At 39.9% G+C, this 21,902-nt stretch carries 15 protein-coding genes and 3 tRNA genes; 10 read left to right on the top strand and 8 right to left on the bottom strand.

The annotated features are described in order from the left end of the window. Positions 1 to 11: 11 nt before the first annotated feature. From JKG61_RS04165 to JKG61_RS04155, 3 genes are all read right to left on the bottom strand, one after another. Positions 12 to 84 (bottom strand) — tRNA-Gly (locus JKG61_RS04165). 33 nt (positions 85 to 117) lie between these two features. Beyond that, a tRNA-Tyr gene (locus JKG61_RS04160) sits at positions 118 to 198 on the bottom strand. Positions 199 to 228: 30 nt separating this feature from the next. Then, a tRNA-Thr gene (locus JKG61_RS04155) sits at positions 229 to 301 on the bottom strand. Between the two features lie 473 nt (positions 302 to 774). Between JKG61_RS04155 and JKG61_RS04150 the strand changes: the two genes are divergently transcribed. Then, complete coding sequence (locus JKG61_RS04150) at positions 775 to 1,920, top strand: BamA/TamA family outer membrane protein (RefSeq protein ID WP_202101731.1); 1,146 nt, start codon at positions 775 to 777, stop codon at positions 1,918 to 1,920. Positions 1,921 to 1,928: 8 nt separating this feature from the next. Here the strand turns inward: JKG61_RS04150 and JKG61_RS04145 are convergent, their stop codons facing one another. Next, positions 1,929 to 2,384, bottom strand: a complete 456-nt coding sequence (locus JKG61_RS04145) for a hypothetical protein (RefSeq protein WP_202101730.1) — start codon at positions 2,382 to 2,384, stop codon at positions 1,929 to 1,931. A gap of 115 nt (positions 2,385 to 2,499) precedes the next feature. On the opposite strand from JKG61_RS04145, the gene JKG61_RS04140 reads away from it, so the two are divergent. Then, positions 2,500 to 2,958, top strand: a complete 459-nt coding sequence (locus JKG61_RS04140) for a GyrI-like domain-containing protein (protein ID WP_202101729.1) — start codon at positions 2,500 to 2,502, stop codon at positions 2,956 to 2,958. Between the two features lie 53 nt (positions 2,959 to 3,011). Here the strand turns inward: JKG61_RS04140 and JKG61_RS04135 are convergent, their stop codons facing one another. Genes JKG61_RS04135 through JKG61_RS04125 form a run of 3 tightly spaced genes read right to left on the bottom strand, consistent with a single transcriptional unit; the run spans position 3,012 to position 7,039 of the window. Beyond that, entirely contained in the window at positions 3,012 to 4,346 is a 1,335-nt protein-coding gene (locus JKG61_RS04135) for a sensor histidine kinase (protein ID WP_202101728.1), read from the bottom strand. A gap of 3 nt (positions 4,347 to 4,349) precedes the next feature. Continuing rightward, a complete protein-coding gene (locus JKG61_RS04130; RefSeq protein ID WP_202101727.1) occupies positions 4,350 to 5,711 on the bottom strand; it encodes a sigma-54-dependent transcriptional regulator in 1,362 nt (453 codons plus the stop codon). Positions 5,712 to 5,725: 14 nt separating this feature from the next. Next, complete coding sequence (locus tag JKG61_RS04125) at positions 5,726 to 7,039, bottom strand: TolC family protein (RefSeq protein ID WP_202101726.1); 1,314 nt, start codon at positions 7,037 to 7,039, stop codon at positions 5,726 to 5,728. Between the two features lie 261 nt (positions 7,040 to 7,300). On the opposite strand from JKG61_RS04125, the gene JKG61_RS04120 reads away from it, so the two are divergent. From JKG61_RS04120 to JKG61_RS04095, 6 genes are all read left to right on the top strand, one after another. Continuing rightward, positions 7,301 to 8,551 (top strand): efflux RND transporter periplasmic adaptor subunit, encoded by a 1,251-nt coding sequence (locus JKG61_RS04120; RefSeq protein WP_202101725.1) that lies wholly within the window; start codon positions 7,301 to 7,303, stop codon positions 8,549 to 8,551. 95 nt (positions 8,552 to 8,646) lie between these two features. Continuing rightward, on the top strand, positions 8,647 to 9,324 hold the full coding sequence (locus JKG61_RS04115) for an ABC transporter ATP-binding protein (protein WP_021068861.1): 678 nt from the start codon (positions 8,647 to 8,649) through the stop codon (positions 9,322 to 9,324). A 10-nt stretch (positions 9,325 to 9,334) separates the two neighbouring features. Further along, the gene (locus tag JKG61_RS04110) at positions 9,335 to 11,749 is read left to right on the top strand and encodes an ABC transporter permease (protein WP_202101724.1); all 2,415 of its coding nucleotides are present in this window, start codon (positions 9,335 to 9,337) and stop codon (positions 11,747 to 11,749) included. Positions 11,750 to 11,780: 31 nt separating this feature from the next. After that, positions 11,781 to 14,165 (top strand): ABC transporter permease, encoded by a 2,385-nt coding sequence (locus tag JKG61_RS04105; protein ID WP_202101723.1) that lies wholly within the window; start codon positions 11,781 to 11,783, stop codon positions 14,163 to 14,165. Positions 14,166 to 14,195: 30 nt separating this feature from the next. Continuing rightward, the gene (locus tag JKG61_RS04100; protein ID WP_202101722.1) at positions 14,196 to 16,601 is read left to right on the top strand and encodes an ABC transporter permease; all 2,406 of its coding nucleotides are present in this window, start codon (positions 14,196 to 14,198) and stop codon (positions 16,599 to 16,601) included. A 123-nt stretch (positions 16,602 to 16,724) separates the two neighbouring features. Next, a complete protein-coding gene (locus JKG61_RS04095; protein ID WP_202101721.1) occupies positions 16,725 to 17,849 on the top strand; it encodes an ATP-binding protein in 1,125 nt (374 codons plus the stop codon). Between the two features lie 200 nt (positions 17,850 to 18,049). Here the strand turns inward: JKG61_RS04095 and JKG61_RS04090 are convergent, their stop codons facing one another. After that, positions 18,050 to 18,724: a hypothetical protein gene (locus JKG61_RS04090; RefSeq protein ID WP_202101720.1), complete on the bottom strand. Its 675-nt coding sequence runs from the start codon at positions 18,722 to 18,724 to the stop codon at positions 18,050 to 18,052. Positions 18,725 to 18,859: 135 nt separating this feature from the next. On the opposite strand from JKG61_RS04090, the gene JKG61_RS04085 reads away from it, so the two are divergent. Next, complete coding sequence (locus JKG61_RS04085; RefSeq protein WP_202101719.1) at positions 18,860 to 19,081, top strand: helix-turn-helix domain-containing protein; 222 nt, start codon at positions 18,860 to 18,862, stop codon at positions 19,079 to 19,081. 390 nt (positions 19,082 to 19,471) lie between these two features. Then, positions 19,472 to 21,889: an ABC transporter permease gene (locus tag JKG61_RS04080; protein WP_202101718.1), complete on the top strand. Its 2,418-nt coding sequence runs from the start codon at positions 19,472 to 19,474 to the stop codon at positions 21,887 to 21,889. Positions 21,890 to 21,902 lie beyond the last annotated feature (13 nt).

Below are 21,902 nucleotides of genomic sequence, written 5' to 3'. Positions count from 1 at the left end.
TGAAATTAAAGAGCGGAAGACGAGGTTCGAACTCGCGACCTATAGCTTGGAAGGCTATCGCTCTACCAACTGAGCTACTTCCGCTTTTGACCTTTTTCAAAAGGTCAGAAAAAAGTGTGGGGGGAGAAGGATTCGAACCTTCGAAGCCGAAGCAACGGATTTACAGTCCGTCCCATTTGACCGCTCTGGAACCCCCCCAGACCTGCAACTTACGCCGCATTTTTTTTGAGCCTCCTATCGGAATCGAACCAATGACCTACTGATTACAAGTCAGTTGCTCTACCAGCTGAGCTAAGGAGGCTTTTATATATTTTTCTTTAATCTCTAAGAACAATCTGTTACCTTGGAACAGCGAGTGCAAAAATCAAAATTTTATTTCAAACTTGCAAGAGATTTTTAAAAAACTTTTTTCTTTTTTTTCTTACTTAAAGAACGTTCTCAAAAGCGACTTAAACAACGATTGTTTTCGTTTTTGATGATGCAAATATAGGCACAGAAATGACTTATCAAAAATATTTTATTAAAAAAAACCACCCTTAACACTCATCACACTGATATGCAGCCAAATAATTTTCACCGATAAAGACCTATTTTACGAATCCCTCCAATATCAACCTATTTTTAGTAAAAAAAAACAGTTTTACAGCGATAACCTCGTCCACCTCCTGACACAATATTCGGTTAACAATTCGCAATTTTTAATGTATTTGCACCTCACTTTCGAAAATTCAATCCATTTTATCTAAGTTTGAGACTTTGAATTTTCACATTTACATGAATCCATATAAATCAGTACTTAGTCTTTTATTAATAGGTATATCACTGACCGCGACAGCCCAAAAAGAAAACAACTTGATCAAAAGAGTAATTGAAAAATTTTTCTCTTCGTCGGCTGATAGCAGCCGGGGGCCAAGCTTTATGCTTTTACCAGCACTTGCTTATGCACAAGAAACAGGTCTGGAACTAGGAGTTGCCAGCACATACAACTTCTATATGGACAGAACAGACCTCCAGAGCAAAACCTCTAATATTATGCTTATCGCAACTGTGACTACAGAAAAACAAAAGAAGATAAACATAACATCCGATCTATGGACAAAAGGAAACGAATATCACATACTTACAGACATACGTTTAAGAGACTGGCCTTTCAACTTTTATGGAATAGGCAACGACACTTGGAAAGCTGATGAGGATTACCTAGAGCAAAAGTTGTATCGTTTCAAAATCGACGTAGAAAAAAAAATGGCTCCTCGACTTTATGTAGGTATAAATGCCAACTACGACAACTTTAAGTTCCAGGATGTCGAAACAGGGGGCATATTTGAATCCGAAAATATATACGGCAAGACCGGTGGACAATTTCTAGCGCTAGGAGTTTCAGCGCTATATGACACTCGCGACGTCACAACATTTACGACTAAAGGCTTCTATGGAAGAGCAAAATATGCTTATGCGCCAAACTTTTTTGGGAAGGACAATTACAAAGGAAGCCAGTTAGAAGTCGATATTCGTGGCTATTATCCCTTTTCCCAAAAGGTCAGTATTGCTACTCAGGGCCTTTACCGAGGCACTTACGGACAGAACGTCCCCTTCTATGCGATGCGGGATCTCGGCGGAGATATGAGCATGCGTGGGTACTATCTAGGCCGCTACAAAGATAACAACTACCTTACTGCACAAACAGAACTCCGTTATCGATTTCTTCCCCGATTTGGAGTTACCGGCCTATTAGGTACAGGAAGCACATTTTCAGAAGAACATAAGATCCGTCTTGTACCAAGCTATGGAGCAGGTATCCGTTACTTCTTTAGTCTAGAACACAGTAGCAGCATCCGGTTAGACTATGCTTTTGGAGAAAAAAGAGCAGGGGAAAAAAGACAGTCGGGGTTCTATCTAAGTGTCAGTGAAGCTTTTTAGAAAGATACTTATCTCCAATATGGGAAACGCAACTTGAAAAGCTCTTTAGGCTGTTCCTCTCTATAAAAAACCAATCCATAGTAAAACAAATCTATACAAACGATAAAACGGGAATCTAGACAAATGGATTCCCACAACTGTTTTCTCGCTTTATTCTTATGGATATCAAGAATCACCAAATATTTAAATTGTGTGTATTGAGCGGCCAATCGCTCTGTATCAGCGATCGTATCATCAACAATCCATGCCCTATTCGGCCCATTTTCCGAACCCGAAGCGACATACTCAACGCCAAAGTGAGCAGCAATATCGGACAACAACCGCTCCCGCTTATCCTCAATAGAAGTATTCTTAGACCGAGCATAGATCACCTCATCCGCCAATTTATATACAAAAGGTGAATGTGTGCCATGCCGGCTATTAGAAGAAAAAAAATGAAACCATAAACGCCACCAATATCGCATTCGGCAAAATTAACACTTTCAACCAAAAGAAACAGTATTATTCCTTTTGCTCTACTGACAAGCAGTTGTCAAAAGCGGAACTAATTTTGTGGATCTATACTAAATACATCATATTATGGAATTTTTACAAGTAGACCCATTTGAACTGATAGGTATTTCTATCCTGACCAGCAATGATCCTGGCAAAGCCGACGTTGATATACCTGCACTATGGCAACGTTTTTTCGCAGAAGATATTTTAAATAAAATCCCCAATAAAGTAGACCATGTTATCTACAGTGTGTATACAGATTATGAAGGAGATCATACCCAGCCCTATCGTGTCGTATTAGGTTGCCGTGTAGCCAGCATTGACTATATACCTGATGGTATGCTCGCCCATCGCATCAATGGCGGTAAATTCAAGAAATTCACCGCCAAGGGGAATATGAAAGAGAATATAGTTTACAACGAGTGGCTACACATCTGGAACACCGATCTTGACAGAACCTTTCAATCCGACTTCGAGCAATACGACGAACGGAGTCAAAATATGAACAACGCAGAAGTAGATATTTTTATAGGAATAAAATAATCCCTGTCAAAAAAATGGTCGGTTCTCAGTTTAAAGAATCGACCGTTTTCAACTTACAGTTGCTCACCTCCAAAATATAAAATAAAGACGCTGCCTTCCCCTTCTTTACTATCAACCATAATATTTCCATTATGAACCAGCATGATCTGCTTACTCAAAGTAAGTCCTACCCCCGTACCGGCTTTCCGTGTAGTAAAAAAAGGAGTAAAAATCTGTTCTTGTATATCAGCCGACATTCCCTTTCCATTATCCGCAATCTGAATCTGTATGCGATCATCCTGCATCTTACCGGAAATGCTGATATACGGCGAATCATAACCTGATACCGCTTCCATAGCATTTAACAGTAGATTGATAATCACTTGCTCAATAAGATTCCTATCCGCTTTCACAACCAATTTTCTATCCTTAATGATAATATCCACATCTATTCCTTTCTGCAGCAGGGTCGGTTCAAGAAGTTGATAAACATCCTCAAAAAGATCTATTAATAAAACATCTTTAAAATCAGGTTGATCTACCCTATTGATCAATCTGTAGCTTTTGGCAAACTGCAACAGCCCTTCACTTCTCCTTTTTATGGTATAGATACCAACCTTCAAATCCTCCATATCCTCATCCTTATAGCCACCTTCCAAACGTCCATGCAGTGTTTCTGCCAAAGAACTGATCGGAGCAATGGAATTCATAATCTCATGCGTCAATACCCGAAGCAGTTTCTGCCACGCGTTGGTCTCCGCCTCATCAATAGCTTCGTTGATATTCTGACACACCACAATCCGGAATACACCTTCCTGCGTTTCAAATTCCGAACTGTTCATGAGTAATTTGATCTTACCTTGAATCGAAGCCACTGTTTCAGTTTGTGGCTTCCCAACTCTTAGCGCCAGCATTTTATCATATAGATCCAAGTGCCGTTTCATAAGCCCCTTTATGTTTCCCAGATGAGGCGTATTGAATAATTGTTTAAATGCATCGTTAATCCAAATGACCTTACCCGATTCCGCCGCATAAAAAATAATGGCCGAGTCCAGCATATTGATCACCTTGTTGAGATACTGATGTTGCAATTCTTTATCTATACTGATCTGTTTATAGACCTGATTGATCGTATTAAAAGCAGAGAACAGCTTTCCTTCAACACTATTTTGCCTTCTCACGGCAAACCTTCTCGTAAAATCTTTATAGCGAACGGCTTCCGTAAAATCGAGCACATATCCCAGTAATTTATGTTCGACACTGAACCATTGATACGCCAAGATCAGGAGAATAAAAAAAGACCCCAAAGCGTATAACCAATAACCCAATAACACAAGATAAGCTGTACCAATACAGCCCAATAGCAATAAGGTGACTTTCAGGAAAAGAAAAAAACGCCATATCCCCATTGATCAAATATTATATTTTTCCATCCTCCTATATAAAGCAGCCCTCGTCAAGCCCAATTCCTTTGCAGCCTTGCTAATATTTCCATTATAACGTTCAATAGCCGATTGAACAGCTTTTCTTTCCAATTCCTCCAAACTTTGATTACCATATTCCACTCTTTCCATCGAAGTATCTACCATAGAAGCCTGTTCAATAGGAGAAAACAAAATATCATGCTCGCTAATGCTACTCCCCTCACTCATAATAACGGCTCTCTCCACGCTGTATTGCAGCTCTCGAACGTTGCCAGGAAAGTGATAAGATTTCAATTTTGAGATAGCATTCCGTTCGAAACCTTCGATACTTTTATGATATTTTGTATTGTAAAAGACCAGAAAATGGTTGGCAAGAAGTACCACATCATCCCCGCGCTCACGTAATGGCGGCACCTGAATCTCGACCGTGTTGATTCTATAGATAAGATCTTTTCGGAATCGATTTTCATCTGCCAGTGCCCTAAGAGGGACATTAGTCGCACTCAATAAGCGAATATCGATATCGACCCCTATTGAAGATCCCAGCGGCGTGACCTGTCTATTCTGCAGAACACTAAGCAACTTTGCCTGCTGATGTAGACTAATATTACCAATCTCATCTAAGAATAAAGTTCCTTTATCAGCCATTTCAAAACGACCTAATCGGTCCTCACGCGCATCCGTAAATGCACCTTTTTTATACCCGAATAACTCACTTTCGAAAAGAGTCTCCGTGAGCGCCCCGACATCCACCTTCACATACGGCCCTTTATTCCGCAACGAGCGGCTATGCAGCGCTCTCGCAATTAAGTCTTTTCCCGTACCATTCTCCCCTAGAATAAGGATATTGGCCTCTGTCGGTGCCACTTTATCTATTTTGTACTGCAGATCCTCCATCGCAGCAGACTTTCCCACCAACTCTTCTTCTTCGCGCAATGCCTGCACATTCTTTTTCTTCCCTTTCTCTCTTGTCTCGCTGTAGGTCGATTCTAGGGTATTCAACAAATGCTCGTTAACCCAAGGTTTTACAATAAAGTCGGAAGCCCCCAATTTCAGCGAGCGAACCGCTAGATCGACTGCACCATAAGCTGTGATCATAATGACCCGAATATGTGGATAAGCCTCTTTTATCTTCCCCAACCAAAACAATCCTTCATTACCGGTATTGATTGCACTTTTAAAATTCATATCCAACAACACCAGATCTATCGTGCTTTTTGCGAGGATACTAAGCAAATTTTCCGGATTACGCTCAATAATCACCTCATTGACCAGCGGACGCAAGAGTATCCTTACGGCAGTCAACAAGTCTTGATCATCATCTACAACTAATACTCGTGCTTTTTTCATCAAAACTAAATTAGTTATAAATTTATAGTTCCTGCATAATAGTCATTGATATATTTCTGCAACATAAGTTCGTACCGTTTGATCAATAGCTGAGCTTGGGCATTATCGAGTTTTGTTTTCGCCGTAAGGAAGACCACAGAATTACTATTTCCTGCATCAAAATGAACCTGCGCAATTCGAAATGATTCTTTATAGCTATTCTCTTGTTCCCTGAGATTAGCAACATTTACTTGCAGTGTTTCTAAATCAAAAACCGTTTTGGCAGTCTCCTCTCGCAGTTTACTTTTTGCTATTTCTCTATCCCAGATCACTTCCTGGAGATTTAGCTTAGCCAACTTAACCTGATTCCTTGTTCGGAACTGATTAAAAATCGGAATACTAAGTCCTAATGAAACACCTTTTGATAGGTAGTTGTTCATCTGTCTGCCATAACTGCTCGGATTGGTACTCGAGTACCGCGACCAAAGCCCCGCTCCTAATGATAAGGATGGGAGGTAAGCTGCACGTTCCACCTTCACCCCTTGCTCAGCCTCCTTAATACGCCAATCATACGCTTTAAACTCTGGCAAAACGTCCAATGCATTTCTAAAAAGCTCATCTCCCGTTTGCCTCGCTACATCGAGCGACATAGCCAAGGGTTCAATATCACCCAAACTATCTATAGACAGATTTAAAAGTGAGGCCAACTGCAACCTATTTCTATTTAACAATTGCGCACTTGCTTCTAGTGTATTTTTATCGGCATGTAGCTGTCCCTGTAAGTCAAAATAGTCTCCAGGGCTTACCGCCCCTTCTTTATGAAGGATCTCCGTACGCCGCACATTCTCTTCCGTCACGGCCAATTGTCCTTTGGTTTGTTCCAGCATATCTTTGGCCGTCAAAACTAGGATATAGGCCGTCAGTACATCCAATTTCAGTTCATTCTTCGCATGATCAAATTCAAATCGTCCTGCCTCTTTCGCATTAGCCTGCCTACGAATATGGTGTAATGTCTGGAATCCATTAAATATAGGCACGTTTAAATTGAGTGCCTGATTCCCTGAAAAATAACTCTCTTCGACAAACTGATTCGTGGTTGGGTTTACACTCCGCCCCTCATTATAGGCATGCCCCCACTCCGCCTTTAGAGAAGGTAGCCTATTATTCTTCGCCTGTTGAAGTGCTATATTATTTCTTACTAGATTCAATTCTGATCGCTGCAATGCCGGATTATTCTCCAGAGCCAACGTGATGCAATCGACAAGGGACAAACGTTTTGTCTGCCCTTGCGCCTGCACCAAACAACTAGTAAATAAAAACAAAATAAAAATTCTAAAAATCGTCTTCATTTTAAATGATCAATTATTAGATTGTCTTACCCATAGCACGTGCCAAAAACATAAACAACTATAAAACAACACCCTACAAAAGAAATATCGTACAGGGTGTCCATTGCCGAACAAACAGTGTCCGAATACGGACACCTTGAAGCCGATGAATACAATAAACGACTGTAAAACAATACTTTAAAAAAATGGCACAAGATTGTAGGTGATTCTGCCAAAGGGCTGTTTATGCGCCTTTTTGGATTTTTAATTTTTAGTTTCTGAATGGACAGACCAATACAACAAAAAAAATGGAATACAAAACGTATTCTCACCCTCATAGGAATAACAGCCATTGTCGCATTGATTGGGGGAAGCTATTATTTCAGTAGTGGTAATAGCCGTCTCAACGTCGATAAGGACCGCATCAGTATTGTGGAGGTCAAAGAAGGTGTCTTTCAGGAATTCATCCCCATCAATGGAACAGTACTTCCGATAAGCAGCATATATCTCGACGCTGCTGTAGGTGGCCGCGTCGAAGAAAAATATGTAGAAGACGGAGCTATTCTTAAGAAAGGTGACCCGATCATGAAACTGTCCAATACCGATCAAGAATTAGGGCTCGTGCAACAGGAAACACAGGTTCTTAACCTTCTTACCCAAGCTCAGATCGCCCGGACGAGTGCCGAACAGGTGTCTATCAATAACCGTAATCAAATGGCTGATGTCGAACAGGCATTGCGGGAATCAGCACGTGTATACAATCTCAATAAGAAGCTCTATGCAGAAAAAGCGATTGGATCTCAAGAATTTGAAAAGTCAAAAAATGACTACAACTATCAAAAAGAACGTGTCGTGCTGACCAAGCAGATATTACGTCAGGACTCTATTTCCAGCAGACAAAAAATTAAACAAGATCAGGAAACATTCCAACGTACACAAAGTGCCTTAGAGCTTATGCGTCGCAAAGTAGGCGATTTGATTCTTAGAGCGCCAGTAGATGGACAGCTCACTTCATTTGACGCAGAGATCGGTCAGAATAAAAACGCAGGCGAACGACTTGGACAAATTGACGTGCTTACGGGCTTTAAAGTCCGTGCTGAAATCGATGAGCACTACATCAATCGCATTTTTACCGATCAGGTAGGAGAATTCACTTTGAATGGAAAATCCTATCAACTAAAAATCAAAAAAGTGTATACACAGGTCACCAATGGTCGGTTCCAAGTTGACATGGAATTTGTAGGACAGGCTCCGACCACAGTAAGAAGAGGACAGACCTTACAGATAAGACTTTCATTAAGCGACGAAACGAAAGCATTATTACTAGCCAAAGGCGGTTTTTATCAGCAAACCGGAGGCAACTGGATTTTCAAATTGGACAAAACAGGAACAACTGCTTATCGTATGGACATACAATTGGGCAGACAAAACCCCGAGTTTTATGAAGTAATCAGTGGATTGAAGCCTGGCGACAAGGTTATAGTCTCAAATTATGAAACCTACGACAAGATACAGGAATTGAATATTAAATAGTATTGGGATGTAAGATGTCAGACACACTTACTGTAACCTTCATAGCTAGATACCAAGATAACTACATAACTTTATAGCAAGACAACTTCATAACCATGATAAAAATAACGAATTTACAGAAATATTACCGTACCGAGGAGGTTGAAACGGTTGCCTTAAACAAGGTAAACATTCATGTCAAAGAGAGCGAATTCGTCGCTGTTATGGGCCCCTCTGGCTGCGGAAAATCCACCTTACTGAACATCATAGGACTTCTTGATGATCTCGATGAAGGGAGCTATCTTTTCAACGGTACAGAAGTTGCCAAATTCAAAGAGAGCAACCGCTCCAATCTTCGAAAACACAATATCGGTTTTGTATTCCAGAGTTTCAATCTCATTGATGAGCTTACTGTTTTCGAAAACGTAGAACTCCCTCTCGTATATACAAACGTACCTGCTGCCGAACGGAAACGCCGTGTGGAAGAGGTATTGGAAAAAGTACAGATTATGCATCGGCGCAACCACTTTCCGCAACAACTATCCGGTGGACAGCAACAGCGCGTAGCCGTAGCCCGAGCAGTAGTAAACAATCCGAAGCTAATTCTCGCCGATGAGCCAACTGGTAATCTGGATTCGAGCAATGGTAACGAAGTCATGCAGCTCCTTACCGAACTAAACGAAGCTGGTACTACTATTGTGATGGTGACACACTCAGAGCACGATGCAAAATTTGCAGATCGGGTGATACGTATGCTAGATGGCCAGGTTATTATGGAAAGTCAAACTGTTTAACGACAATGCTATGAACCACATCAAACTAACCTTGAGAAAACTTTGGGCAAATCGATTTTTCACGACACTGAATATCTTAGGACTTTCCATTGGAATCAGTGCCTGTTGGATCATATTTCGCATTGTCAATTATGAACTAAGCTTTGACAAAGCTCTACCAGAAAGTGAGGATATATATCAGATTGTCAATAAATCGGCTTTCGACGGTAAAGAGAGTGGCTTTGGAGGAATTCCTCTCCCCCTGTATCCTTATATGCAAGAAACACTAACTGGTATAGAACAGCTGGTGCCTGTCTACAACCGATATTACGAAGAAATCAGCATACCTTCAGCTGTCGGTACAACAATTTCATTTGACGAACCTCAAGAAATAAAAAGTACCACTTCAGCATATTTTGATATGCTACCCTATGAATGGATTGTAGGAAACCCTAAAAAAGCATTATCTGCGCCTAACCAAGTAGTTTTAACATTATCTAGAGTCAAGCATTACTTTGGCAATGCAGACCTTCAATCCCTTGTTGGTAAGACTTTGCTTTATGACTCCACCATATTCACTATTTCGGGTGTGGTTAAGGATCTAAAATCCCCAAGCTCCTTTACCGCAAAGGAATTCATGCCGATCCCAAAAGAAGAATTAAAAAATGAACAATGGTCAAGTGCAAATTCGGATCATAAACTATACCTTAAAGTTTCTGAAAACAGTAAAGCACCGATACTGAAGAACATCAATGCCAAAGTAGCAGAAATGAATGCAGAAAAATTTAAAAAATACCATTATAAGGTCTGGTTTGACCTACTGCCTCTTTCTCAAAAGCACTTTGCTCAAGAGTATGCCTCCGGCGAATACACAGCTGACAAGAAGATAATTTTAGGATTATCTGGTATAGGTATTTTTTTGCTTATTCTCGCCTGCATCAATTATGTCAATCTTTCGACAGCACAATTGCCTTATCGTGCCAAAGAAATAGGAATCCGAAAAACTCTAGGTGAAAAAGGACAACATTTGACTTTAAAGTTTGCCTTAGAGACTTTGTGCATATGTGGCTTTGCCTTACTCCTTTCAATCCCTCTCGTCTCTTACTTTACATGGCAATATAACGACTTCCTTCCTAATAACATACAAGACTTTAATACACCGGTCGCTACTTCCATCTTCTTAACCGGCCTAATCCTTGCCGTCACCCTTTTGTCTAGCATATACCCGACATTTCTAATAAACAAAGTTAAGGTCATTGATGTATTAAAAGTAAAAAGCATAGGCAATCTGACATCAAATGGAATATCACTTCGAAAAGTCCTCATCGTATTTCAGTTCGTCATAGCGCAGTTTTTTGTCGTGGGAACATTTATTATTACGGCTCAAATAGCATATATGATGGACTCCGATCTAGGTTTTGAGAAAAGCGCTATTGTATCAATTGCTATCCCGCAAAAAGCGAAACACGAAGCACACGCCAGTCCATTCCTTTATAAACACGCTATTGAGCAGCACACCGAAATTCAAGATATAGCACTAGGCCACCAACCGTTGGACAACAGCCATTGGGGAAATAACCTGGTAGCACCATCCGACACTGGTGAGATACGGCTCAATCTTGCCTTCAAATACACGGACGCAGACTACCTGTCTCTTTATAAAATAAAACTATTAGCAGGAAGAAATACTATTCCAGGGGATACTGTAGGAAGTGTATTCATCAATGAATCGGCCCGAAAAGCACTGGGCTTTATTAGTAATGAAGAAGCCGCTGGAAAAAACATTAGCGACCATAGCGGAGCACCTTTACGAATACAAGGTATATTCCAAGATTTTCATTCAAAAAACTTACACACAGCCGTAGGACCCTTAGCCTTGATGGTGACTAATAATAAATACAGCTTACGCACTTTCAACATTAGACTCCCCGACCGACCTTCACAATGGCCAAAAGCCATCGCCATATTGGAAAAAGAATGGGTAAAAATTTATCCAAAAGCCCCCTTTATTTATAGCTTTTATGACGATGAGCTCAAGACATTCTATGAATCGGATGTCAAGCAAAGTCGTATCATCAACTTAGCAACTGCTATCACCATTATCCTCAGCTGTTTGGGACTTATTGGGTTAGTGACAGTGACCGCCTATCAACGGACAAAGGAAATCGGTATACGAAAAGTATTAGGAAGCACCGTTTTTGGTATTATAAGTTTATTGTCCAGAGAGTATATCAAGTTGATTATTATCGCCTTATTTATCGCTTTACCTATAGCCTATTGGATCATGAGCAAGTGGCTGGAAGGATTTGCTTATCGCATAGACATACAACCTTGGACGCTAGTGTTGGCAGGCTGCAGTACTCTTCTCATAGCCTTATTATCTGTAGGCTACCAAGCATTAATGGCGGCTAAGCGTAATCCAGTAGAGAGTTTGAAGGACGAATAAGAAATAATGCTTAAATCTTAATACTAAAGCTATGCTAAGAAACTATATCAAAATCGCTTGGAGAAACCTTTGGAAAAATAAGGGGTATACGACTATTAATATCTTAGGATTGGCCTTAGGCATGGGTATTTCATTAATTATAGCCCTTTGGATTAATTCAGAGATAAGATATGACCGATTCTACTCCAAAACAGACCGCCTATATCAAGTGTATACGAGAGATGTATTCGATGGCAGCCAACATACCTGGGGCGGAACCCCTAACATCCTTGGTCCTATATTACAGCAGGAACATCCAGAAATAGAAGAGGTCGTACGTATATGGAATATTGATCACCGTATTCATCATGATGCCGAACCGAGCCTCAGTGCTTCAGGAATAGCTGCGGATCCTGCATTTTTGAAACTATTTGATTTCAAAGTTGTCTCTGGTAATTACACAACAACTTTATCCCGTCCTGATGCCATAGTACTAACGGCCTCCATGGCTAAAAAGCTATTCAGCACAATAGATGTAATTGGTCGCAGAGTGGATATGGACAGCACCGTGTCCCTGACTATAGAAGCCGTTATCGAGGACATACCACGTAACTCCAAATTCTATGGAAACGACTTTATCTGCTCCCTGAATTATCTCGCAAAAAGAGGGAAAACTTTTTCTGACTCCTGGACTGCTTACAACCATGAAACCTATGCCCTTTTAACAGATGGAGTATCACTCCCCGCAATCAATAAGAACATAGAAAACCTTGTTTCCAAACATACCAACGGCACCGCAAAAGCGACCATATACCTATATCCTGCCCATCGCTGGCACTTATATAACAAGTCTGTTAATGGGCAGATGGTAGCCGGCAATATCACCACTCTACAGCTATTTGGACTAATCGGTATATTCATTCTTTTGATTGCTTGCATCAATTTTATCAACCTCAGCACTGCAGGTGCGGAAAGACGAGCCAAAGAAATAGGTGTACGGAAGGTGGTCGGAGCACCGAAAAAATCACTTGTTCAACAGTTTTTATTAGAATCTTTTATCCTAACTTTTTTGGCTGCTCTGTTAGCGTTATTGATTATTTTCTTAGCTCTTCCATTTTTCAATAACCTAATACATGGAGATCTTTCGATCGGTGACGATCCGATATTTTTTGGGTCTATATTTCTTATCATTATCTTCTTTTGTTCCCTATGCGCCGGATTATATCCTGCCTTTGTTCTAGCAGCCTTTGATCCCATAAAAACCTTAAAAGGAAATTATCTGATTTTAAACGCTGGCCTACAACCCAGAAAAATCCTTGTCACCTTACAGTTTATTATATCCATCGGCCTAGGAATATGTACTTTTATCATAGGCCAACAAATACGCTTTGGAGAGGAACGAAATGCGGGATACGACCGTAATAACCTCGTTTATTTACCATTAGAAGGTAATCTCGGCAAAAACTATGAAGCATTTAGAAATGAGCTATTTCAGCAGGGAATCGCCACAAACATTAGCAAAACATGGGGACGTATTAGCCGTAATGGCAGTAACAGCTGGGGGTATTCCTGGCCTAATAGTAGACCAGAAGATTACGATATCGTATTCAATAATATGTCCACAGATTGTGATTTTACCCAAACAATGGGAATAAAATTACTACAAGGACGAGATATTGACATTTATAGACACGCTTCGGACTCCAGTTCCCTTCTGCTCAATGAAACCGCCGTTGCCAAAATGCAATTGACCAATCCTATAGGTACACAAGTAACTGTAGGCCAAGGCACAGAATATCAACAAATCTATACTGTTATAGGGATCATCGAGGATTTTGTATGGCAATCCCCCTATCAGAACATTGAGCCTATGATGATCAAGGGTCCGTCCACTTGGTCAGATTACATACATATTAGATTAAACAGCGCAAAAAGCTTACTAACGAACGTAGAAGCAATTCAATCCTTAGTAAAGAAATACAATCCTGACTATCCAATCGATATCCACTTTACAGATGATGATTACGCTTTAAAATTTGCTACTCAAAAACGTACTGCGGCACTCACGGGGCTGTTCTCAGGCTTGGCCATCTTTATAGCCTGTTTGGGTTTACTAGGTCTAGTATCATTCGCAACCATCCAAAAGCAAAAAGAAATTGGCATACGCAAGGTACTTGGTGCAACTGTGTCTAATATAATCGCTATGCTATCACGCGATTTTGTAAAATTAGTCATCATTGCCCTATTCATAGCCTCGCCTATCACCTGGTGGATTATGAATCAGTGGCTATCCGACTATGTATACCGTATCCATATACAATGGTGGGTATTTGCTTTAGCTGGAATACTCGCCATAGTAATAGCCTTACTAACGGTCAGTACATTGGCCTTTAAAGCGGCAATGCTCAATCCTGTCAAAAGTCTTAGAGATGAGTAACTAACATTTTAAACGACAACGTTAAAGACAATGCTGAAAAACCACCTCATAACCGCGTGGCGAAATATTACTAAAAGAAAATCGCTAACACTGATAAATACATTAGGGCTATACGCTGCTTTTGTCTTCGTGCTACTTATAGGAGCCTACATAGGACAGGTCTTTCAAGTCAACTCAAATCTGAGGCACAAAGAAAGACAGTATGCGCTACAAAGCACCTACAAGGAAGCAGGCATGGGGATGGAACTTACCACCGTAGGAGCTCTTCCCAAGTCACTTAAAGAAGAATACCCTGACCTAGTGGCCAACTATTACCGTATAGATGGGCTGACCTGCATCGTATCACAGGGGGACGTCATACATGAAGAAGCAGTCTCGCTAGGTGACCCTACGCTCCTAGATATGTATGGTTTTGAACTATATGAAGGGGATACTAAGACAGCCTTGCTGTCCCCTTCTTCAATAGTCATCACCGAAGCCACCGCTATGCGCTATTTTGGAGACACAGATGCTATCGGCAAGACCCTCCAAATAAAAAACTTCAATGGCGATAACCAGCCGTTTACAGTAACTGGGGTAATGAAACCGACTGTACAAAACTCGGTTATGGAACTGATGCCGGCTATGCGGGCAACTATATTCCTACCATTGGGCAGTCAATCCTATTTTGGTCGAGACATGGACAACTGGGATAACCTTTGGATTGCAGGTTTTATTGAACTTCAAGAAGGTGTTACCCCTTCACAACTACAGCAACCAATCAAAGATTTACTGCGCCGACATGCCGACCCAAAGGTAGCCGCGAATCTAACCCCAGATATTAAACCACTGGACACCTATTATTTAGAAGATAATAATGGTGCCATAAAGCAGATGGTCATAATTCTCACAGCGACTGCATGCTTTTTGATGCTCATGGCAATTATCAATTTCATCAACTTTACCATCGGGCAGAGTTTATCTCGGTTAAAAGAAATCGGCATTCGTAAAGTAATGGGCAGTAGTAGCCGATTACTAGCCTTACAGCTATTGATCGAATATGTAATCATCGTTGCCATAGCAGGCATACTCGCGATTTCCAGTTATCCGCTATTCAAACCACTATTCGACTCTTTACTGGACAGTTCGCTTCCCCGATTGATGGCACTACCTATTCCGTTTTTCTCTTACTTTGCTATTATAGTGTTACTTATTGGTCTATTGTCTGGAAGCTATCCTGCATACAAGCTGGCCAACAATGACGCTATGTATGCTGTTAAAAATCAACTGACAAATACAGACTCTAAAAAATCCTTGAAACGTGTTCTTTTATTTGTACAATTTGCCGTCGCCATCTTTGTCTTTATCTCCTCACTCATTGTCAGCAAACAAGTCCAAACCTTTATCTCAGAAGAATTAGGTTACAATAAAGAACATCTTCTTACGGTACAGGTCCCAAGAGACTGGTCAGATGCTGGTCTTAACCGCATAGAAGCTGTTCGCGAACAGCTGAGCAAACTTCCTCAAATCGAAGCGATAAGTCTGTCCTACGGCATACCAGGAGCGTTTGGTAATGGTGTACAGCAGATCAAAAAAAGGGGAGCTTCATCTACAACAGATGCGCTATTAATTACTGCTGACGAGCATTTTGCAGAGACCTACCAGATACCCTTAATAGCAGGACAGTTTTCAAATTTAAACGGCGACTACCAAGACAATAATATCAAAGTTGTTGTCAACCAAAAGACAGCTATCAATCTGGGATATACAACACCAGAGCAGGCTATAGGTCAATCGATCACTATATTTAACGATAGACTGACGACAGAGATTGTCGCTGTCACAGATGACTTTTATGCCAATACCATGCACAGCCAATCACCTGCTGTTGTTTGGTTTCCCGTGAAAGCCAATTCACAATACCGCTATCTTTCTATCCGACTTAAGAACGGCGAAATGGCAAGTAAAATAAAAGCACTAGAAAAAGAATGGAAGCGCCTCCTACCAGATGCTCCATTTGAATTTGAGTTTTTGGATGCTACTATAGCTAAGATGTACAAAACTGAACTGCAGTTGAAAAGAGCATCCCAAACCGCAACGGTGATTTCTATTCTTATTGTTGTATTGGGCATCGTAGGTCTCACCTCTCTCTCCGTCAATAGCCGTCTGAAAGAAATTGGTATCCGTAAAGTATTAGGTGCATCTCCTACCGGCCTTGTTTTATTATTTGGCAAAGATTTCTATCGGACATTTCTTGCTTCTCTATTCGTCAGTATCCCACTCGTATATATTGCCATGAATCACTGGCTCCAAAGATTTGCCGTACAAACCTCCATAGACCTTGTTTCTGTTCTCCTTCCTACAGTTTTGCTCGCTGTCATGGTTACTATTCTTATTACTGGTATTATCGTCTGGTCGACCCGCAATAATATCAGCAATAGCCTAAGGGATGAATGAGGTTAAAAAAAGGGAACAATCTCCTTTGATAGTTTAAAAGAAGAGCAACATTCACTAAAAAGCATTACTTTTGGTGAACACATTCACTAAAAAGCATTACTTTTGGTGAATAAAAGAAATAGGATGATTGAAAGAACAATTAAAAAAACAATTTTCAACAAACTGTTTAAAGGGAAAACGATTATTCTAATCGGTGCTAGACAAGTTGGAAAAACAACACTTATCCAAGAAGTGCTTCATGGTAAAGACTTCTTATTTCTTAATGGGGATGATCCGCTCGTCAGGGAGCGATTAACGCATGCTAATACGAAAGAGATTGAAACCATTATCGGAAATTCCAAAATTGTTTTTATTGATGAAGCACAACGGATCGAAAACATCGGACTAACTGCAAAAATCATCCACGATCAGTTTAAAACCGTACAACTCATTATGAGCGGATCTTCTGCTTTCGAACTTCGTAACCAAACGAATGAGCCGTTAACCGGTCGAAAATTCGAATATTTTCTATACCCCATTTCCTATGAAGAGTACGAATCCTCAATAGGTTATCTAGACGGTTTAAGTGACCTAGAAAACCGATTGATTTATGGGTTTTATCCCGATGTTATCAATAATACTGGTGATGAACGAGAGGTTTTAAACGAAATTAGTCAGAGCTATTTATTTAAGGATATTCTGGCATTTGCCAATATAAAGAAGCCCGAAGTCCTAGGTAAAATTCTACAAGCACTAGCCTTTCAGGTAGGGAGCGAGGTTAGCTACAATGAAATTGCGCAACTAACTGGTGTTGACAAAAACACTGTTTCCAGTTATATACATCTGTTAGAACTTTCCTATATCGTATTCCCCCTGACTTCCTTTAGTCGTAACCTTCGAAATGAGATTAAGACAAACCGAAAAATATATTTTTACGATAATGGCATTCGTAATGCATTAATCCAAAACTTCAATCCCATTGGGTTACGTAATGATACGGGCGCATTATGGGAAAATTTTTTATTGTCTGAGCGGATGAAGAGAAACCACTACCATAAACATTACAGCAACTCCTACTTTTGGCGAACAAAACAACAACAGGAAATTGATTATGTAGAAGAATCGGAAGGCAAAATAACGGGATTCGAATTCAAATGGAATCCAAAAGCAAAAGCAAATATTCCTGCAAATTTTACAAAAACATATGACGCTACTGTACACATCATAAGCAAAGAGAATTTTAGAGACTTCATCATCTCACAGGGGTAGATCACAACAGCTATAATGTTACTATTCTTATTACTGGTATTATCTTCTGGTCGACCCGCAATAATATAAGCAATAGCCTAAGGGATGAATGAGGTTAAAATAAGCCGTAGGTCTTGCGAAATCAAAAAGATAGCAGGGGCTGCAGCAAAAAGATTGGTTTATAATTGGTAATTCCTACGGCTTATAATATAGCTTTATAACTATTTCGTCTCTACATACACAAAACCATTAAAGTTCATTTTCGTAGATTTTCTTTGAGTTAAAGAGAAATCTTCTTTGCCGGATAAATAACTTTCCAAAATAGTAATTAACTTCTTCGGTTCCACTGAACTTCCTAACTTCTCTTGACAGGCATACCTAATATCATAGGCGGTTCTTTCTTCCTGAAAAAATTTCTCCTTGAATAGTTCACGAACGACATTCTTCAATTTTTCTATTTCAGCTGCAGTGGAAGTATAAACACGCTCTAATGTATAATTGTTATCAATAAGTATAAAAATTGGTTTAACCACTACATTATTAAGGTCTACCTGTCGTAATTCATAAATAACATGTTCTTTATAAGTAGAAACAACCATTTCATACCTGTTTTCTTCATTATCTGTCCCCATAAAAACGGGATAAGCGCAACCTCCATTCTCAAAATCTAAAGCCAATGAAAAAATGTATAAATCTAACGCTAGGACTTTTTTGAGTTTGAATGTTTCTATTTTATCAATATAATCCAAAGGCTTTCCCATTAAAAAAGACACCTCGGCACCAGAAAAGTGCTTAGAGATTCTTAAAACCATCATGCGATAAATAATCAAAATTTCGATCTCAGTACATTTAATAATGTACGTTTTTACTTTCGGTTCATCATTCTTCTTTTTCATAATTCAAAGTTTACATTTGTATAGTTTATCAATACAAAAGAAAAGAAAAACAATCAACATTCAAAACATTTGTTATAATAATAACTACATTTTATAAATTTATCTATACATACTAATAGATAAACGCAAAATAGCATGACTAGACTTGGTGAATACTTAGCAAAAAAATCGGTAAATAAATCTATGATAGCCCGTAAGACAGGACTCAGTAAAGCGAGAATAAACGAGCTCACGATGACGGATACTTCCAAACTACGCCTAGATGAGATGTATCTGATTGCTTTGGCCATCGATACCAATCCTTGCGATATGATGAATGTCTTATGCGAGGGGTTAGCATTACAGGAAGAGATTTAAATCTTCTTTGGTGACTAAAAAAATGACCTAAGTCTCTTTTACAAATGGAGTACTCCATTTGTAAAAAACGAGCGTTCAATTTAACTAAATTGAACGCTTGTTTTTAAAAAGTCAGCATATACATTACGGAGTCTCCCCTTATCTCTTTAATAGTTAGATTATAATGACCATAAAAGCTCGTTGCATTTACCTATCATCTCTGATATTCAATTGTTCATAAATGTACAAAAACTGTTCGAAATCGGACAGCAACCAAAAACAACAAACAACCAAAGCAACTAACAATCAACCGTTTAAATAAAGCGGTTCGGAAATTGAACCAACTATGGTGTACAGAATTGGAAACTAACTTCAATGTACATTAAATTTATACTAAATATCAGCGTCACGATGAAAAATGCTTTATTCAGTACATGGAGAAATATTCGAAAGCGAAAACTACAGACCTTCATACAGATAGGAAGTCTTACACTTGCCTTTGCTATCGGAATAATCCTTTTCCTATCAGCCAGCTTCGAATTATCTTTTGATCATTTTCATAACCACATTGACCGTATCGGCGCACTCTACTTTCAATCCCAAGAAGACCACAAAAATAATGCGGCCAGCACCATGCCTATCCCCTTAGCATCTACCTTAAAAGAGGAACTTCCTTATATCGAAAAAGCGACACGTTGGGGCAACGGAGGATTAGTTCTGAAAACAGATCAAAAAGAAATAAACATAGGAACACGTTATGTCGATCCCGACTTCTTTTCCATATTTAATTTCGAATTTCAGATCGGGAATAATCATGCGCTAGATGATCTCGATAATATTGTCCTTACACAATCTACTGCCGAGAATCTTATCGGAAATACAGATAAAAGCATTATCGGCCGCCAGATTGAGGTCAATATAAATGGCCAATGGCAAAACATGCAAGTTTCTGCGATCTTAAAAGATCCCCCTCGAAATTCCAGTCTGTCATTCAAATCCTTGCTAAGGTTTGAAAAATTCCCAAATACTTTTGATAAAAACAGCTGGTCTAACAAAAACCATGATGTATTTGTACTTAGCCAAACACCAAGCATCGATGCCCAGTCGTTCGTTGTAGCCGCAAAATCCTTCACGACCAAATACTTTGCTGACGATATAGCAAAGCTTAAGCGTGACGGCACAAGTCCTAACAAAGATGGCAGTTATCTTGCTCTCTCCTTAATTCCTTTCAAAAACTATCATCTCAATGATCTACAGATAGGAAATCCTAATAGTCCCCTACTTCCGAAGCTACTGCTGGGATTGGCACTGCTGATCCTTATTATATCGGTCAGCAATTTTATCAATATACAACTGGTCAGCTCTATATCCCGTAGTCAAGAAGTTGCCATTAGAAAAACACTGGGAGGCAGTATATTACAGATTAGTGTGCAGCTGTGGTTAGAGACACTGATTTGTTGTTTACTATCGCTCGGTCTCGGTCTATTGTTAGCTTGGTCTTTGATCCCTTTCTATAACAGCAATACCCATTATCAATTAGCAATCGTCGACCTATTTACCTGGAAGCATGTCCTTATAACCCTATTTTCTTTTTTGACAATCAGTATCGTCGCAGGTGGTTATCCAGCATTACGTATTACCAGAGAAAGCATCTTATCCTTAGTAAAAGGCAACTCGGGTATACGTAACCGTTGGAATATACAACGCATATTACCGCTGATTCAATTTACGATAGCCATCGTCCTAGTTGTATGCAGTGTCGTTGTCGTCTTACAGATCAATCATATAAAGCATCTCCCTTTGGGTTTCGAGAAACAGGAAGTCATCAGTATTCCAATCGGCCCAAAATTAGATGGAAATCAGGCTTTACATAGAATGCGACAGGCTTCCTTGGGTAATCCATTTATTATGAGCGTGACGGGGTCAGACATTAATTTGGGATTGGGGCGTGATGGTAATCAGTCTACCTCTCAATTGGGATTTGATTATCAAGGCAAGGGATATAGCACCAACTGGCAACGTGTAGATCTTGATTATTTCAGCACCTTAGAGATACCCTTGGTCGCTGGCCGCAGCTTCTCAGCAGATCGACCGACAGACTCCACAGCACTGGTCATTAATGAGCAGATGGCGACACAGCTCGGAGGCATAGAGCATGTATTAAATAAGCCATTACCCTTATTTGATAAGCAAATGACGGTAATCGGTGTTGCCAAAGATTACAATTTCAAAGACCTGAAACAAAGAATAGAACCTCTTTCCCTATTTATGGATCCGGATCTAGGCTTTAACATCAAATATATACTGGTACGTATAAAATCAGGCAACCTGGTACAGTCCCTGCAAGAGGTCGAAGGTATCTGGAAAACCATTGATACCGACTATAAAAACAATGCTTCCTATCTTGATGAGAATACAGACCGGATGTATGAACAGGAGCAACAGATGATGAAGATAATAAGTGTAGGGGGAGTTATTGCTGTTATTATTGCCTGCATGGGACTCTTTGCGGCTGCATTGGTTGCTATCAGTGCACGTGTCAAGGAAATCGGAATCCGCAAGGTACTGGGTAGTTCGATATGGAAACTGGTAATCTTATTATCGAAAGATTTTCTACAGATTGTCCTGCTCGCATTACTCATCGGTCTACCTATAGCTTGGTATCTTTCTCAAGAATGGCTTAGCAGCTTCTCTTACCGTTTTAATTTTCACTTCGGAATCTTGTTTTTGTGTGCACTCACGGTACTAGCCCTAGCAGCTATTACGATAGGGATGCATACTATAAAAGCGGCCAGTACGAATCCAGTAAATGCGCTTAAAGATGAATAATCACGATCAATTA

Source organism: Sphingobacterium faecale (assembly GCF_016746095.1).
GTDB classification, from domain to species: Bacteria; Bacteroidota; Bacteroidia; order Sphingobacteriales; family Sphingobacteriaceae; genus Sphingobacterium; species Sphingobacterium faecale.
The sequence above is the reverse complement of the archived record's forward strand: the minus strand, read 5'-3'. Positions and strand labels throughout refer to the sequence as shown.